We start from the raw sequence: 16,248 nt of genomic DNA on the forward strand, positions 1-16,248 counted from the left end.
CGGCGGTCCCGCGCGGGCCGCGTCCCCTGTAGCATTGCCCGCACGCCCGTCCCGGGCGCTGGCTCGACAACACGCTCAACAGGAGAGATCTCATGATTCAGCAGGCCCAGGTCGAACTCGCCAAGACCTTCTTCGAGCAGTCGAAGAAGGCGTTCGAGCAGAACTACGCGGCGTGGAGCACGGTGCTCGCGTCGCAGAAGGCGATCATGGAATCGATGCGCGCGGCGGGCACGCCCTTCGAGGTCGCGGCCGACGAGTTCCAGAAGCTCATCGATTTCCACGAACAGCAGTTCCGCGCGACGGTCGACTTCATGACCAAGCTGCAGGCGGACTACGCCAAGCTGGTGCAGAAGAAGAGCAAGTGAGCCCGCGCGGCCGTCGTGGCCGCGTCCCCGGCCCTGCGGCGAGCAGGGGCGTCACGCGCGGTTGACGCCGTCATCGCCGCGGTGGAAGAATCGCGCCCACGCCGCCGAGGCCCACCGCCCGCGCGCTCCCTCAACCTCTTTGCCATCCAGGAGGTGCCCGATGAAGAACCCGACGTTCACCCTTCGCTGATCGCCGACGGCTGTCCGGATCCTTCCGATTCCTTCGCCGCGATGCCCCCACCGGTCCCGATGCCGGTGCCGCATGGCGCGCCACCTTCCGCTCCCCGTCGGTCCCTTGACCTCATGAGGTCCTGCTCGCGCCAACAACGCGACAGGCCGACGGATTCATGCATCTCATCTCCCTGCCGCTGCCGCCTTTGGCGCGCGCGGCGACCCTCGCGGGCCCGAGCCCGCTGCCTGACCCCACCGGCCCCGGCGTCGAGCGGCTGCCGCTGTCGACGCTGGCCGGGCAACAGGTCGTCATCGAGGAAGCCTTCGACGGCGCCGATGCCGAACTGGGCTTCGACGCGCGCGGCGAACTGCGGCTCGCTACGAAGGGCCGTCCCCTGGCGGGCGGCTTCGGCGAACGCCCCTTCATCCCGCTGAAGATCTGGGCTCTGGCCCACGAGCATCGGCTGATGGAGCGGCTCGGCGACCGCCTCGCGCTGCACGGCGCCTGGACCTACGCGATGCGTCGCGTCTGGTACGACCGGCTGCCGCATTACTTCATCGCGACCGAACTGGTCGATCGCGACAGCGGCCACTGCCTGTCGACATCGCGTCGGCTGGCGCTGCTCGAAGGCTCACCGGTGCTGAGCGCGCCGGTGCTCTACGCGGGGCCGATGCCGACCCACCCGCAATGGCTGGAGCCGCTGCTGCGCGCGTCGCTCGCGGCCTCGACCGACTGGCGCCGCGCCTTCGAGGCGGTGGCGATCCGCGAGTCGCTGCCCGCGGCGCTGTGGCAGTCGCGCGCGGACCGCAGCGGCCCGGCGGCGGGGCTGATCGTCAAGGTCGAGGACGACCGGCAGGTGCTGGCGCGCTACCGGCTGGTGCAGACGGCGGACGAGGGCCCGAGCCCCTTGCCCTCGCTGCTGCCCAACGCGCTCGCGGGCGGCGCGGACCTGTTCGCGGCGCAGCCGACGGTGCACTGGCGCGACCTCGGCCTGAAGACGCTGCGCTCGCTGGGCGCGCTGCGAGCGCTGTCCGCCGGCGCGCCCGAGCGGCGGTGCGCCTGATGCCGGCGATGCGCTTGAACGCCTGTTGCGTGCCTGCCTCTTGCGACGGGCCTGGCGCCGGCGATGCGCCCGCGTCGCGTGGTCGAATGCCTTGGCGGACGGCCGGCCCGATCCGGGCGTCAGGTCCGGCCGGGCCAGCCCGCCATCCAGCGGTCCATCACATCGCCCAAGGCCACGCGCAGCGCCGGCCCGTGCGCCTTCGCGTCGCTGCGCAGCGCGTCCAGCGGGACCCGCGCCTGCGCGAGCTCGCCGGCATGCCCGATCAGCCATTGCTCCAGCCGCGCCGGATCGCTTTCCAGATGGAACTGCAGGCCCAGCGCGAAGTCCTCGACCGCGAAGGCCTGATGCGGGCACAGCGGCGTTGTCGCGAGGCTCGCGCATCCGGCGGGGATCTCGAACTGGTCGCCGTGCCAGTGCAGCACCGGCTGGCCTTGCGCCAGCGGCGCGAGCGGCGATTGGCGGCCGGCGTCGGTCAAGGTGAGCGGCGCGAAGCCGATTTCCTTGCGGCCATGCGCCATCGGCCGCACCGATGCGCCGAGCGCCCGCGCCATCAACTGCGCGCCCAGGCAGATGCCCAGCAGCGGCCGCCGCGCGGCGAGGCGCCGACGGATCAGCGCGAGCTCGTCGTTCAGATACGGATACAGCGCGTCGTCATACGCGCCGATCGGGCCGCCGAGCACCACGAGCAGGTCGACCGCGTCCAGGTCCACGTCCCGCAGGTCGTCCACGCCGGCGTCCCGCATGAGGAAGTGAGAGAAACCGCGCGCCTCGAGCACCGGCCCGAGCAGGCCGAGGTCTTCGAAAGCCAGGTGGCGCAGGGCCAGGACGGTCTTGAGCGTGGACATGGTGCGGGCGCGGCCGGCGCGCGGGAGGAGGGTGAGCGCCGAGTATCCGCGCCCGCCCGGCCCCGGCCATCGTCTGATCGTCCAGACGACCTATCCATTCGTACAGGCTCGCCGATGGGCGCTTCAGGCTTGGGGGCTGCGCTCAGGCGGGATGCGGCTGCCGTGCGGCCGCGGGGCCCTTGCGGATGCGCCAGGCCTGCGCCGCCATGACGATCAGGAAGAGCAGCAGCACCACGCCGATGGCCTTCTGCAGCGCCGGGTCGTCGGGGCCGGTGAACAGCGGCGCGCCGACGGGCACGCGGGTGAAGGTCTCGTTGAGCCCCGGGATCATGTGGAAGAACAGCGTGGCGGAGTAGCCCAGCGTCTCCGCGTACGGCGAGAAGCCGCCGAGGAAGCGCGTGCGGGCCGCGGCGGCGGCGATCGCCAGCGTGACCAGGGTGATGATGGCCAGCGTGTGCGCGATGTTGAAACCGCCGTGCCGGAAGATGCCGAAGGCCGTCAGGCAGGTGACGACGGTGCACCAGACGTAGAGGCGTCCCCAGGTGGACGCGCCGTCGATGCGGCCGTGGCGCAAGAGCATCGCGTAGCCGGCCACGAGGGCCACCAGCGCGAAGGCCGTGTGCACGGCGCCGAGAAGGGTCAGACCGAACATGAATGCTCCTGCAAGGCCGCACCGGCGCGGCGAGCCGGAGCGCGGCGCACTCCAGCCTCAAAGCTAGAGGGCGGGTGCGGTACGCGCATCGATCGGATGGGGGAGGCGACGGGGTGGGTTTTCCCCAGGAACATGCCTGCGCCGCTGCCCGCCCGGCGGCCGGTTGCCGGGCCGGTGGGCGCCGCGGGCCATGGGCCAGAATGGCGGGATGAATCCGCCCGCCGCGACGCCGCGCGTCACCGTCCAGACCGAAGACTTCGACCTCAGCGCCGAGACGCTCGCGCTGCGCGCCGCGGATGGTGGCGTCGGGGCCGTCGTCAGCTTCGTCGGCACGGTCCGCGACGGCGCGGACGGGACGCCGGTGTCGCTGATGGAGCTGGAGCATTACCCCGGCATGACCGAGGCCTCGATCGAGGCCATGATCAACGAGGCCTTCCGCCGCTTCGACCTGCGGGGCGCGCGCGTCATCCACCGCGTCGGCCCGCTGCGGCCGCGCGAGCAGATCGTGCTGGTGCTGGTCAGCGCGCGGCATCGCGGCCAGGCCTTCCAGGCCTGCGAGTTCCTGATGGACTACTTGAAGACGCAGGCGCCGTTCTGGAAGAAGGAGCACGGACCGGACGGCGCCCGCTGGGTCGACGCCCGCGTCGCCGATGACGAGGCGCTCGCCCGATGGGGCATCGAAGTGGAGGGGAATGGTCGATGAGCTGGTTGCAAGTGGCGGCGGTGTCCGTCGGGGCCTCGGGCGGCGCGCTGGCGCGCTGGGGCGCGGGCCTGTGGCTGAACACGAAGTGGCAGGGATTTCCGCTGGGCACCCTGGCGGTGAACCTGGTCGGCGGCTTCCTGATCGGCATGGCGCTCGAGTGGTTCGGCCGCTATCCCGATGACCTGCTCAAGCTGCTGCTGGTCACCGGTTTCCTGGGCGGCCTTACCACCTTCTCCTCGTTCTCGGGCGAATCGCTGTCGCTGCTGCAGCGCGGTGAGTTCCTGATGGCGCTGTCGCACTCGGCCGCGCATGTCGTCGGTGCGCTGGCCGCGGCGGCGGCGGGGCTCAAGCTCATGCAGATGCTGACCACGGCATGAGCGCCGCAAGCACCGTGACCGCAGCCGACGCCGTGAACGCCGGACGCCCGCGTTTCCCCCGCGCGTTGCGGCCGGGGGATACCGTCGCGGTGATGGCGCCGTCGTCCGGCGTCCGTCCGGCGATGCATGAGCGACTCGATGCGGCACTGGCGTTGCTGCGCGCCAAGGGGTTCGAGGTCCGTGAGGGCCGCTCGCTGCGCCGGCAGGAGCAGGGCGCGAGCGCGAGTGGGCCCGAGCGCGCGGCGGAATTGATGGCGGCGCTGCTCGACCCCACGGTCGCGGCGGTCATCCCGCCTTGGGGCGGTGAGTTGGCCATCGAGGTGTTGGAGCATCTCGACTTCGACCGCCTCCGCGACGCTCCGCCCAAGTGGTTCAGCGGGTTCTCGGACCTGTCGACGATCCAGTTGCCTTTGCTGGTGAGGGTGGGCTGGGCATCGCTGCATGGGCCGAATCTCATGCAGCTGGCCGATCCGGCGCTGGATGCGGTGTCGGCACGGATCTTCGATGCCTGGGCCAGTGGCGCTGGTGCCGAACTGGCGCAGCCGCAGGCGCCGGGAACGGTTGTCCGCGCGCTGGACGATGGCGCCGAGCCGCTGACCATCGAGGGCCGGATGATCGGCGGCTGTCTGGATTCGGTGTCGAGGCTGGCGGGAACGCCGTTCGGTGACGTCCGGGCGTTCCGGGCCGCCTGCGGCGCTGGCGGGCGGCCGATCCTGTTCTTCGAGGTGGCCGAGCTGCCGCCCTTCGAGTTGGCCCGGGCGCTGCATGGCCTGCGGCTGGCGGGTTGGTTCGAGGACGCGGCGGGCGTGGTTCTGGGGCGCAGCGCTGTGCCGGAGGCGGTCGCGTCGGCTGGTGACTTCACCGAGCGAGATGCGCTGCGACGCGCGCTGGGCGGCCTGAGCTGCCCGGTGCTGCTGGATGTGGACATCGGCCATGTGGCGCCGCAGTGGTCGATCGTGCAGGGTGCTTCCACCCGCTTGCACTGGGCGGACGGCCGCCTGGTGCTGGAGCAGAGATTGATCTGAAGCGCCTGCCGCCGTTGGGCACCCGCCTTGCCACGATCCCAGCATCTTGAAATATGGGGACACACTCCCAGTTGGGGTCGCAACGGAGGTTTTTCCCATGCGAGTCGACAAGCTCACCACCCGGTTTCAGGAAGCGTTGGCGGAGGCCCAGAGCCTCGCGGTGACGCGCGACAACCCCTACATCGAGCCCGCCCACGTGCTGGGCGCGATGCTGGCCCAGGACGAGGGCCCCAAGGCGCTGCTGGAGCGGGCCGGCGTGAAGGTGCCGGCCTTGAAGGCGGCCGTCGACGCGATCCTCACCGGCCTGCCGCAGGTGCAGGGCGAGGGCCAGCAGGTCCAGCCCAGCCGCGACCTGATCGGCCTGATCCAGGCCGCGGAGAAGGAGGCCGCCAAGCGCGGCGACCACTTCATCGCCAGCGAGATGTTCCTGCTCTCCCTGGCCGACGCGAAGAGCGACCTGGCCGGCGTCGTGCGCGGCCACGGCCTGACGCGCAAGGCCCTGGAGACCGCGATCGAGGCGGTCCGCGGCGGCCAGAAGGTCGACAGCCAGGAATCGGAAAGCAACCGCGAGGCGCTGAAGAAGTACACCCTCGACCTGACCGAGCGCGCCCGCGCCGGCAAGCTCGATCCGGTGATCGGCCGCGACGACGAGATCCGTCGCGCGATCCAGGTGCTGCAGCGCCGCAGCAAGAACAACCCGGTGCTGATCGGTGAGCCCGGCGTCGGCAAGACCGCCATCGTCGAGGGCCTGGCCCAGCGCATCGTCAACGGCGAGGTGCCCGAATCGCTCAAGGACAAGCGCGTCCTGGTGCTGGACATGGCCGGCCTGCTCGCCGGCGCCAAGTTCCGCGGTGAATTCGAGGAACGCCTGAAGTCCGTGCTCAAGGAAGTCGCCGCCGACGAGGGCCGCATCATCCTCTTCATCGACGAGATCCACACCATGGTGGGCGCCGGCAAGGCCGAGGGCGCCATCGACGCCGGCAACATGCTCAAGCCCGCGCTCGCGCGCGGCGAGCTGCACTGCATCGGCGCCACCACGCTGGACGAGTACCGCAAGTACGTCGAGAAGGACGCCGCGCTGGAGCGCCGCTTCCAGAAGGTGCTGGTCGACGAGCCCAGCGTCGAGGCCACGATCGCCATCCTGCGCGGCCTGCAGGAGAAGTACGAGGTCCACCACGGCGTCGAGATCACCGACCCGGCCATCGTCGCGGCGGCCGAGCTCTCGCACCGCTACATCACCGACCGCTTCCTGCCCGACAAGGCCATCGACCTGATCGACGAGGCCGCCGCCAAGATCAAGATCGAGATCGACTCCAAGCCCGAGGCGATGGACCGGCTCGACCGCCGCATGATCCAGCTCAAGATCGAGCGGGAGGCCGTGCGCAAGGAGACCGACGAGGGCTCGCAGCGCCGCTTCACGCTGATCGAGGAAGAGCTGCTCAAGCTCCAGCGCGAATACAACGACCTGGAGGAGATCTGGACCGCCGAGAAGGCGCAGGCCCAGGGCTCCGCGCACGTCAAGGAAGAGATCGACCGCATCAAGTTCCAGATCGAGGAGCTCAAGCGCAAGGGCGACTTCAACAAGGTCGCCGAGCTGCAATACGGCAAGCTGCCCGAGCTGGAGAAGCGCCTGAACGAAGCCCAGGCCAAGGAGGCCGGCAAGGCCAAGGACAAGTCGGTGCCGCAGCTGCTGCGCACGATGGTCGGCGCCGAGGAGATCGCCGAGGTGGTCTCGCGCGCGACCGGCATCCCGGTGTCCAAGCTGATGCAGGGCGAGCGCGACAAGCTGCTGCAGATGGAAGCGAAGCTGCATGAGCGCGTCGTCGGCCAGGACGAGGCCATCGTCGCGGTGGCGGATGCGATCCGCCGCTCGCGCGCCGGGCTGTCCGACCCGAACAAGCCGCTGGGCAGCTTCCTGTTCCTGGGCCCGACGGGCGTGGGCAAGACCGAGCTGTGCAAGGCGCTCGCCGGTTTCCTGTTCGACAGCGAGGACCACATGGTCCGCATCGACATGAGCGAGTTCATGGAGAAGCACTCGGTCAGCCGCCTGATCGGCGCGCCTCCGGGTTATGTCGGCTACGACGAGGGCGGCTACCTGACCGAGGCCGTGCGCCGCAAGCCCTACAGCGTGCTGCTGCTGGACGAGGTCGAGAAGGCCCATCCGGACGTGTTCAATGTGCTGCTGCAGGTGCTGGACGATGGCCGCCTGACCGACGGCCAGGGCCGCACCGTGGACTTCAAGAACTGCGTGATCGTGATGACGTCCAACCTGGGCTCGCAGCACATCATGGCGCTGCAGGGCGAGTCCGACGAGGTGATCCGCGACGCGGTGTGGGGCGAGGTCAAGGCGCATTTCCGCCCCGAGTTCCTCAACCGCATCGACGAGACGGTGATCTTCCACGCGCTGGGCCAGGCGCACATCAAGTCGATCGCGAAGATCCAGCTGCGGCAGCTGGAGCAGCGGCTGGACAAGCTGGAGATGAAGCTCGACGTCAGCGACGAGGCGCTCGACGAGCTGGCCAAGGTCGGCTTCGATCCGGTCTTCGGCGCGCGGCCGCTCAAGCGGGCGATCCAGCAGCGCATCGAGAACCCGCTGTCCAAGCTGATCCTGCAGGGGCGCTTCGGTCCGAAGGACGTGATCCCGGTCGGTGTCGAGCACGCCATCGGCGGCGAGCCGGGCGAGTTCTCGTTCGGACGCGTCGTCCACTGACCACCGCGCCCGCGGGCGCCGGAACGACCGCGGGGCGCCCAGGCGCCCCGCGCCTGTTTCAGGCCCGCAGCTTCTCCAGCACCTCGGACCGGAACTCGCGCTGGTACAGCACGTAGACCACGCCGGCCGTGGCGAGCATCAACGCCCAGGGCGAGAAGAACCAGGCCACCACCGGGAAGGCCAGGTAGTAGCCGCGCAACCCGTCGTTGAAGGCCTCGGCGGCCATGCCCACGACCGCGCCGGCGCGGTCGGCGAACTGCTCGCGGGCCTCGGGCCCCTGTTGCTCGAACTGGCCCGCCTCCGGCGCGGAGGCCACCAGCAGCGCGCCGAAGGTGTACTGCCGCATGCTCCAGGTGAAGCGGAAGAAGGCGTAGACGAAGATGCCGGTCAGCAGCGCCAGCTTGATGTCGAAGACCAGCGTGCTGGTCTTCACCGTGAAGGGCAGCTCCAGCACCATCGCGCTGGTCTGCTCGCTCGCGCCCAGCGCGGCCAGCAGGCCGCCGATGATCAGGATGGTCGTCGACGCGAAGAAGGACGGACTCGACAGCAGCGCCTGGCTGACCGCGCCGTCCAGCACCCGCATCTCGCGGTAGGTCAGCTGCAGCATCCACTGGCGCCGCACCCGGTTCGTGATCGCGAGCAGCGAACCTTGCCCCTCCGCATGGTGCTTGGAGAAGTGGGCGTAGGCGACCCAGGTCAGGAAGTACAGGCCCAGGGCGGCCCAGTCCAGCAGCGGCAGCGCGGTCAGCAGTTGTCGGAGCGATTGCATCGCGCGAGTGTAGAGGCCGGGGTGCGCGGCGGGACCGGGATGGTCCCGCCGCCGGCGGGCGTCAGACCGGCAGGTCGAACACCAGCACCTCGGCGTCCTCGCCGGCCTCGAGCGTGATGGCCGCTTCCTTGGCCAGCTGCAGCGCGTCGCCCGCGCCCAGCGCCTCGCCGTTGACGCTCAGCCGGCCGCGCACCACATGCACGTAGGCGAGCCGGTCCGGCGCCAGCGGCAGCTCGGCGCGTTCATCGCCGTTGAACAGGCCGGCGTACAGGCGCGCGTCCTGGTGGATGGACACCGAGTCCTGCGCGCCGTCCGGCGAGGCGACCAGGCGCAGCCGGCCGCGCTTGTCCGCCTCGGGAAAGTGCTTCTGCTCGTAGCCGGGCGTCACGCCCTGCCGGTCCGGCATCACCCAGATCTGCAGGAAGTGGGTCTCGCCGTCCTTGGAGTGGTTGAACTCGCTGTGCATCACGCCGGTGCCGGCGCTCATGCGCTGCACGTCGCCCGGACGGATCACGCCGGCGTTCGCGCCGCCCGGCTTGCCGTTGCCCATGCTGTCCTGGTGCGCCAGCTCGCCGCTCAGCACGTAGCTGATGATCTCCATGTCGCGGTGGCCGTGCGTGCCGAAGCCGGTGCCGCCGGCGATGCGGTCCTCGTTGATCACCCGCAGCGGGCCGAAGCCCATGCGGCGCGGGTTGTAGTAGTCCGCGAACGAGAAGCTGTGGAAGCTCTTGAGCCAGCCGTGATCAGCATAACCGCGGTCCGAGGACTTGATGACTTCACGCATTTGAATGCTCCTTTGCTGGCCTGTGGTGGCGGGCCGTTGTGTTGCGATGGGTTCACTGTAGGGATGAGGGCCTCTGCCGAGGGGGAGGGGGCTTGAAGCCACCGTTCAAATAAGATGAAGGAATGTCACAGCAAGACAAACGACGGGTGCTGACGCCGGAGGCGCTGGCCATGATGGACAGCATCGCGCGCAGCGGCAGCTTCGCGGCGGCGGCGCGGGAGATGGGGAAGGTGCCGTCGGCGCTGACCTATTCGGTGCGGCAGCTGGAGGAGGCGCTGGACGTGCTGCTGTTCGACCGCAGCTCGCGCCAGGCGGTGCTGACCGCCGCCGGCCATGAGCTGCTGACCGAGGGCCGGCGGCTGCTGCAGGAGATGGACGCGGTCGCGAACCGGGTCAAGCGCGTGGCCACCGGCTGGGAGAGCGAGCTCACCATCGCCTTCGACGACGCGGTCGCGCGGCGCGCGATCTTCGACCTGATGGAGACCTTCTACCAGGAGAAGGAGGACGGCAAGCCGCCGCCCACCCGCCTGAAGCTGCGCACCGAGGTCTTGTCGGGCACCTGGGAGGCGCTGATCTCCGGCCAGGCCGACCTGGCCATCGGCACCAGCGCGCAGCCGCCGGGCAGCTCGGTGGTCTGCGAGGTGCTGGGGCCGATGGAGATGGTGTTCTGCGTCGCGCCGCACCATCCGCTGGCGGAGTTCGAGGGCGTGCTGACCTCGGCCGAGATCGCGCGCCACCGCATCGTCGCGGTGGCGGACACGGCGCGCAGCCTCGCGCCGATGACGGTGGGGGTGGTGCCCGGGCAGGAGGTGCTGACCGTGCCGTCGATGGCGACCAAGCTGGAGGCCATGTTGCGCGGCCTGGGCGTGGGGTTCCTGCCGACGCCGATGGTGCGCCGCCACATCGACGCCGGTCGGCTCGTGAGGAAGGAGACCTTCCAGGGCAAGCGGATCTCGCCGATGCATTACGCGTGGCGCAACACCGGCCACCGGCCCGCCAAGGCGCTGGCCTGGTGGCTGGAGCGGCTCAAGAGCGAGGCGACCCGGCGCTCGCTGCTGGAGCAGCACGAGGGCCTGCTGCTGTGAGCGATGCGGGGCGCTCGGGCAGCGGCGAGGCGCAAGCCGCCGATGTTGGCGTCGATCACGGCAATCACGGCGATTACGGCGATGGCCGCCGCGCCGGCCGGTATGTGGGCCGCTTCGCGCCATCGCCGACCGGGCCGCTGCATGAGGGCTCGCTCGTGGCCGCGCTGGCGAGCTGGCTCGACGCGCGGGCGCATGGCGGCCGCTGGCTGATCCGGATCGAGGACGTCGACGGGCCGCGCTGTCCGGCCGGCGCCGATGCGATGGTGCTGTCGCAGCTCGCCCAGGTGCGGCTGCTGCCGGACGCGCCGCCGGTGTGGCAGTCCCGGCGCGGTCCGGCCTACCAGGCGGCGCTCGACCGGCTGGTCGCCGCCGGCTGGGCCTATCCCTGCGGCTGCTCGCGCAAGGACATCGCCGAGGCGATCGCGGCGCGCGGCGGGCAGCGGGAGCGCCACGGGGAGCTGGTCTACCCCGGCACCTGCCGCCATGGCCTGCACGGCAAGCCGGCACGCGCCTGGCGCCTGCGCAGCACGGCCCAGGTCGGCCAGTCGGGCGAGGCACCGGTGCCGCTGCGCATTGACTGGCAGGACCGCCGGCTCGGGCCGCAGTCGCAGGACCTGACGGACGAGGTCGGCGATGTCGTCCTGAAACGCGCCGACGGGCTGTGGGCCTATCAGCTGGCGGTCGTCGTCGACGACGGCTGGCAGGGCGTGACCGACGTGGTCCGCGGCGAGGACCTGGCCGACAACACGCCCCGGCAGATCCGGCTGCAGGAATTGCTGGGACTGCCGCGCCCGCGCTACCTGCACACCCCGCTGGTGCTGGGCGACAACGGCGAGAAGCTGTCCAAGCAGAACGGCGCCCGGGCGCTGGACCTGGGCGACCCGCTTGCCGCGCTGCGCCGTGCCGGCGAGCGCCTGGGCCTGCCGGCCCTGGCGGCGCGGACGATGCCCGAGTGGTTCGAGCGCGCGGTGGCCGCGTGGCCGGCCCGCCAGCCCTGAGGCGCCGCCACGCCGCGTCCAGCCCGTGCGTGAACCCGTGGCACGGCCGGGCGGCCCGACGGCTGGCATGATCACGCCTTTGCGTTCCCGATGTCCGCGGACATCCCCTTTCAAGGAATCCTTTGATGAAAACGACCGACAGCGGCCTGCAATACGACGACACCACGCCGGGCACCGGCGCCACGGCCCGTGCCGGCCAGGACGTGAAGGTCCATTACACCGGCTGGCTGTTCAAGGACGGCCAGAAGGGCGCCAAGTTCGATTCCAGCAAGGACCGCGGCGAGCCGTTCGAGTTCGAGCTCGACGGCGGCATGGTCATCAAGGGCTGGGATGAAGGCGTGCAGGGCATGCAGGTCGGCGGCACCCGGGTTCTGGTGATCCCGCCGCAACTCGGTTATGGCGCGCGCGGCGCCGGTGGCGTGATTCCGCCGAACGCGACGCTGATGTTCGAGGTGGAACTGCTGGGCGTCTCCGGCGGCGCCGAGCCGATCACCCTCAACCAGCTGACCAAGACCGCCAGCGGCCTCGAGTTCGAAGACGTCACCACCGGCGAGGGCGCCGTGGCCGAGGCCGGCAAGCGCGTGACCGTGCATTACACCGGCTGGCTCTACAAGGACGGGCAGCGTGGGCGCAAGTTCGACTCGTCCAAGGACCGTCGGGATCCGTTCCGCTTCCACCTCGGAGCCGGGGAAGTCATCAAGGGCTGGGATGAGGGCGTGCAGGGCATGAAGGTCGGCGGGACCCGGTTCCTGGTGATTCCGTCGGAACTGGGCTATGGCGCGTATGGCGCCGGCGGTGTGATTCCCCCGCATGCGACGCTGCTGTTCGAGGTGGAACTGCTGGCCGTCTGACGGCACGGTTTCCCCTCACCCCCGCCCTCTCCCTCGCACCTCATCCCCTCTCCCCCGCGAGGGGGAGAGGGTTAGGGTGAGGGGGCTCGTCGCAGGCCGCGAGAGAGGGTCATGCGCCAGCAATGGCCAGCAGGGCCTGCACCGCCTGACCGGTGCTGCCGGGGCCGCTGTCTTCCAAGCCGATGCGCGGCGCCGAGCTCAACTGCGGAAAGTGGTTGGTCAGCGACCGTTCGTAGCCAGGGTCATAGTGCTCGCGCATGAGCTCCCCGAAGAGCTCAGCCCATTGCCCGCTCCGCGCCATCCCTTGCCAGCGCTCCACGCGTTCGCGACCGCGCAGCGTCACCAGACCCGCGATGAGCGCATTGAAACCCTCCGCGTCGGACCGGAAGTGCGCATAGTCCTCCAGCAGCAGCTGCACGCGCCCGGCCTCCGCCATGTCGATCCACACGCAGCGCCCCTGCTGACGCAAGCGCAGGTGCAGCGGCTCCGGCAACTGCACGCCGCCGATCTTGCGGCTCTCGCTTTCGACGAACACCGGCCGCGCCGGGTCGAGCCGCACCATCGCCTGCCACAGCGCCGTGTCGAAGGCCTTCTGGCTCGGCTGGGCCTGGTCGGGCAGGGCGCCGAGCACCGATCCGCGGTGACGCGCGAGCGCCTCCAGGTCGAGCACCTGCGCCCCCACGCCCGCGAGCGCCTGCAGCAAGCGCGTCTTGCCCGAGCCGGTCCGCCCGCACAGCACCACGAAATCAAAGCGCGCCGGCAGCTCGGCCAGCGTCCGGATCACCTCGCCGCGGAAGGCCTTGTAGCCCCCCACCAGCTGCAGCGACTTGAACCCGATCTGGTTCAGGAACCAGTTCATCGCCCCTGAGCGCTGCCCGCCCCGCCAGCAATAGACCAGCGGCCGCCAATGCTTCTGCATCAGCGCCCGGTTCGCGTCCAGGTGGGCGGCGATGTTGCGCGCCACGATCGCGGCGCCGATCTTGCGCGCCTCCAGCGGATCCTGCTTGTAGAGCGTACCGACGATGCGGCGCTCGTCGTTGTCCAGCACCGGCCAGTTCACCGCGCCGGGCAGGCGGTCCTCGGCGAACTCGGCCGGCGAGCGCACGTCGATGACCGTGCTGAAACCGTCGAGCCGCGCGAAAGCCTCGGCCGACGCAATGACGTGGTATTGGCTCATCGCCTCACTGCACCGACAGCGCGTCCAGCAGCTCGCTCTCGATCTGCAGCTGCATCCGGCTCTGCTGCAGTGCCGCGCCGTCGAGCAGGAAGGTGTCCTCGACCCGCTCGCCCAGGGTCGAGACCTTGGCGAGCTGCAGGTTGATGCCGTGCCGCGCCAGCACCCGCGCGATCGCGTACAGCAGGCCGGCGCGGTCGGTCGCGCTGACCGACAGCAGCCAGCGCTGCGCGCGCTCATCCGGGCGCAGCGAGATGCGCGGCGTGAACGGGAAACTCTTCACCCGGCGCGACAGCCGCCCCTTGCGCGGCTCCGGCAGCGGGCCCTGCGCGACCAGCGCCTGGCCGAGCTTGGATTCCACCAGCGCGGTCAGGTCGCGGTGGTGCAAGTCGAGCTCGGGCGCGATGACCTGGAAGGTGTCCAGCGCATAACCGCTGCGCGTGGTGTGCACCTTGGCGTCCAGGATGTTGAAGCCCGCGCCGTCGAAGTAGCCGCAGATGCGCGCGAACAGGTCCTGTTGGTCCTTGGCGTAGACCAGCACCTGCAGGCCTTCGCCGACCGGTGACGGGCGCGCCCGCACCACCGGCTCGGCGCTCGCGACATGGCGCCACAGCGCGCGCGCGTGCCAGGCCAGGTCCGGTGCGTCGTGCCGCGCGAAGTAGCTCAGGTCCAGCGTCTTCCACAGCGCGTCCTCGGTGCCTGGCAACTGCGCCTTCAGGGCCAGCTCCTGCCGCGCTTCCTGCTTGCGGGCCTCGATCTCGGCGGCCATGTTCAGCTTCGCGCCGCCCAGCGCACGCAGCGTCAGCCGGTAGAGATCCTCCAGCAGCTTGCCCTTCCACGCGTTCCAGACCTTGGGGCCGGTGCCGCGGATGTCGGCGACGGTGAGCAGGTACAGCGCCGTCAGCGTGCGTTCGTCCTTCACCAGCTGCGCGAAGTGCTGGATGACGTCGGGATCGGACAGGTCCTCTTTCTGCGCCACCCGCGACATCGTCAGGTGATGCTCGACCAGGAACACCACCAGCGCCGCATCCGCCTTCGGCAGGCCGTGCGCGCGGCAGAAGCGCCGCGCCTCGACCGCGCCCAGGTCGGAGTGGTCACCGCCGCGGCCCTTGGCGATGTCGTGGAAGAGGGCCGCGATGTAGAGCAGGGAAGGGCGGTCGAACTGCGCCGCCAGCTGCGAGCAGAAGGGGTACTCGTGGGTGTGCTCGGGGATGAAGAAGCGGCGGATGTTGCGCAGCACCATGAGGATGTGCTGGTCCACCGTGTAGACGTGGAACAGGTCGTGCTGCATCTGCCCGACGATGCGCCGGAACACCCACAGGTAGCGCCCCAGGACCGAGGTCTGGTTCATCAACCGGAACGCGTGCGTCTGGCCCTGCGGCTCCTCAAGCACGCGCATGAACATCGCGCGGTTGGCCGGATCGCGCCGGAACGCGCTGTTCATCAGCCCGCGCGCGTTGTAGAGCGCGCGCAGCGTCTTGGCCGACAGGCCCTTGATGCCGGGCGTCTGCTGGTAGATCAGGAAGGTCTCGAGGATGGCGTGCGGCTCGCGCTCGTAGAGGTCGTCGGCCGCGATCTCCAGCATGCCGCTGCGCTCCAGGAAGCGGTCGTTGACCGGGCGCGGTTCGTTGCCCCGCGTGCCGTTGATCTGGTCTTCCAGGTTGAGCAGCGTGATCTGGTTCAGCTGCGTCACCGCCTTGGCCGCCCAGTAGTAGCGGCGCATCAGCTTCTCGGACGCGCGCAGCGAGCGGGTGGACTCGTAGCCGAAGCGCTCCGCCACCGCCGTCTGCAGGTCGAAGACCAGCCGGTCCTCGCGCCGCTTCGCCGCCAGGTGCAGCTGGCAGCGGATGCTCTTGAGCACGCCTTCGTTGCGCTGCAGCTGGCGGGCCTCGAAGGGCGTGATCAGGCCTTTGGCCGCGAGCTGCGACCAGGTCCGGCCCAGGCCCGCGCCGCGCGCGATCCAGATCAGCACCTGCAGGTCGCGCAGGCCGCCGGGACTTTCCTTGCAGTTGGGCTCCAGCGCGTAGGGCGTTTCCTCGTACTTCGTGTGGCGCTGGCGCATCTCCAGCGTCTTGGCTCGCATGAAGGCGCGCGGATCGACCGCCTCGCGGAAGGCCTGGTCGAAGCGCTTGACCAGCGGCCGCGAGCCGGCCAGCCAGCGCGACTCGAGCAGCGCGGTCTGGATGGTGACGTCGCCGGCGGCCTCGTCCAGGCACTCGCGCACGGTGCGCACCGACGAGCCGATCTCCAGCCCGATGTCCCAGCAGGCGGTGATGAAGGCCTCGATCGCCTGCTTCAGCGGGCCGGGCTGGTCGGGCGTCAGGCCGCCCGGCAGCGCATCGGGCAGCAGCACCAGCACGTCGACGTCCGAATGCGGGAACAGCTCGCCGCGGCCGTAGCCGCCGACGGCGACCAGCGCGGCCTCCGGCGCCGCGGCGGCGATGCCGGAATGCGTCCAGAGCGCCTGCAGCGTGCCGTCGACATGCCGGGCCAGCAGGCGCATCAGCCGCGTGGCGGCGGCGACGCTGGCCTTGGCGGCCGCGAAGTCCTCCAGCAGCTGCTGCTTGCCGGCCTTGAAGCGCTGGCGCAGGTCGGCGACGGTCAGCGGGGCGGCGTCGGAAGGCGGCACGGCCGGCGAAGCGCCGACCTCGCCCGGCGTCCTGGCGTTCATGCGC

Annotated in this window: 15 protein-coding genes and 1 pseudogene; 10 read left to right on the top strand and 6 right to left on the bottom strand. The window is 70.5% G+C overall.

Features of this window, described 5'->3' with window-relative positions; genetic code table 11:
• The first annotated feature begins 92 nt into the window (after positions 1–92).
• Both BM393_RS23780 and BM393_RS23785 read left to right on the top strand, forming a co-directional pair.
• The gene (locus BM393_RS23780; RefSeq protein ID WP_091733697.1) at positions 93–365 is read left to right on the top strand and encodes a hypothetical protein; all 273 of its coding nucleotides are present in this window, start codon (positions 93–95) and stop codon (positions 363–365) included.
• A gap of 347 nt (positions 366–712) precedes the next feature.
• Positions 713–1,600: an RNA ligase family protein gene (locus BM393_RS23785; RefSeq protein WP_091733699.1), complete on the top strand. Its 888-nt coding sequence runs from the start codon at positions 713–715 to the stop codon at positions 1,598–1,600.
• A gap of 119 nt (positions 1,601–1,719) precedes the next feature.
• On the opposite strand, the gene BM393_RS23790 is transcribed toward BM393_RS23785, so the two are convergent.
• Both BM393_RS23790 and BM393_RS23795 read right to left on the bottom strand, forming a co-directional pair.
• Positions 1,720–2,445 (bottom strand): glutamine amidotransferase, encoded by a 726-nt coding sequence (locus BM393_RS23790; RefSeq protein WP_091733701.1) that lies wholly within the window; start codon positions 2,443–2,445, stop codon positions 1,720–1,722.
• Positions 2,446–2,587: 142 nt separating this feature from the next.
• On the bottom strand, positions 2,588–3,097 hold the full coding sequence (locus BM393_RS23795; protein WP_091733703.1) for a hypothetical protein: 510 nt from the start codon (positions 3,095–3,097) through the stop codon (positions 2,588–2,590).
• 208 nt (positions 3,098–3,305) lie between these two features.
• On the opposite strand from BM393_RS23795, the gene BM393_RS23800 reads away from it, so the two are divergent.
• The 4 genes from BM393_RS23800 to clpB all read left to right on the top strand — a co-directional run bounded on the left by BM393_RS23800 (position 3,306) and on the right by clpB (position 7,912).
• On the top strand, positions 3,306–3,800 hold the full coding sequence (locus BM393_RS23800) for a molybdenum cofactor biosynthesis protein MoaE (protein ID WP_091733704.1): 495 nt from the start codon (positions 3,306–3,308) through the stop codon (positions 3,798–3,800).
• Entirely contained in the window at positions 3,797–4,177 is a 381-nt protein-coding gene (crcB, locus tag BM393_RS23805) for a fluoride efflux transporter CrcB (protein ID WP_091733706.1), read from the top strand. The genes BM393_RS23800 and crcB overlap by 4 nt, the downstream gene beginning before the upstream one ends.
• Positions 4,174–5,202 (top strand): S66 peptidase family protein, encoded by a 1,029-nt coding sequence (locus BM393_RS23810; RefSeq protein WP_091733708.1) that lies wholly within the window; start codon positions 4,174–4,176, stop codon positions 5,200–5,202. The genes crcB and BM393_RS23810 overlap by 4 nt, the downstream gene beginning before the upstream one ends.
• 97 nt (positions 5,203–5,299) lie before the next feature.
• Complete coding sequence (clpB, locus tag BM393_RS23815) at positions 5,300–7,912, top strand: ATP-dependent chaperone ClpB (protein WP_091733710.1); 2,613 nt, start codon at positions 5,300–5,302, stop codon at positions 7,910–7,912.
• Positions 7,913–7,970: 58 nt separating this feature from the next.
• Here clpB and BM393_RS23820 read toward each other — a convergent pair whose 3' ends face one another.
• Both BM393_RS23820 and BM393_RS23825 read right to left on the bottom strand, forming a co-directional pair.
• Positions 7,971–8,681: a DUF599 domain-containing protein gene (locus BM393_RS23820; protein WP_091733712.1), complete on the bottom strand. Its 711-nt coding sequence runs from the start codon at positions 8,679–8,681 to the stop codon at positions 7,971–7,973.
• A 61-nt stretch (positions 8,682–8,742) separates the two neighbouring features.
• The gene (locus BM393_RS23825; RefSeq protein ID WP_091733714.1) at positions 8,743–9,465 is read right to left on the bottom strand and encodes a pirin family protein; all 723 of its coding nucleotides are present in this window, start codon (positions 9,463–9,465) and stop codon (positions 8,743–8,745) included.
• Positions 9,466–9,587: 122 nt separating this feature from the next.
• Between BM393_RS23825 and BM393_RS23830 the strand changes: the two genes are divergently transcribed.
• From BM393_RS23830 to BM393_RS26255, 4 genes and pseudogenes are all read left to right on the top strand, one after another.
• A complete protein-coding gene (locus tag BM393_RS23830; RefSeq protein WP_091733716.1) occupies positions 9,588–10,550 on the top strand; it encodes a LysR substrate-binding domain-containing protein in 963 nt (320 codons plus the stop codon).
• Positions 10,551–10,654: 104 nt separating this feature from the next.
• Positions 10,655–11,548 (top strand): tRNA glutamyl-Q(34) synthetase GluQRS, encoded by an 894-nt coding sequence (gene gluQRS, locus BM393_RS23835; RefSeq protein WP_254783595.1) that lies wholly within the window; start codon positions 10,655–10,657, stop codon positions 11,546–11,548.
• A gap of 125 nt (positions 11,549–11,673) precedes the next feature.
• A pseudogene (locus BM393_RS26250) lies at positions 11,674–12,018 on the top strand (FKBP-type peptidyl-prolyl cis-trans isomerase); the annotation flags it as partial.
• A gap of 33 nt (positions 12,019–12,051) precedes the next feature.
• Positions 12,052–12,399, top strand: a complete 348-nt coding sequence (locus BM393_RS26255) for an FKBP-type peptidyl-prolyl cis-trans isomerase (protein ID WP_147241905.1) — start codon at positions 12,052–12,054, stop codon at positions 12,397–12,399.
• A gap of 109 nt (positions 12,400–12,508) precedes the next feature.
• Here the strand turns inward: BM393_RS26255 and mnmH are convergent, their stop codons facing one another.
• Positions 12,509–13,576 (bottom strand): tRNA 2-selenouridine(34) synthase MnmH, encoded by a 1,068-nt coding sequence (mnmH, locus tag BM393_RS23845; protein ID WP_091733722.1) that lies wholly within the window; start codon positions 13,574–13,576, stop codon positions 12,509–12,511.
• A 4-nt stretch (positions 13,577–13,580) separates the two neighbouring features.
• On the bottom strand, positions 13,581–16,244 hold the full coding sequence (locus BM393_RS23850; protein WP_091733724.1) for a [protein-PII] uridylyltransferase: 2,664 nt from the start codon (positions 16,242–16,244) through the stop codon (positions 13,581–13,583).
• Between the last annotated feature and the right edge of the window lie 4 nt (positions 16,245–16,248).

Origin of the sequence: Mitsuaria sp. PDC51, from assembly GCF_900113225.1 — a bacterium.
Lineage (GTDB): Bacteria > Pseudomonadota > Gammaproteobacteria > Burkholderiales > Burkholderiaceae_C > Roseateles.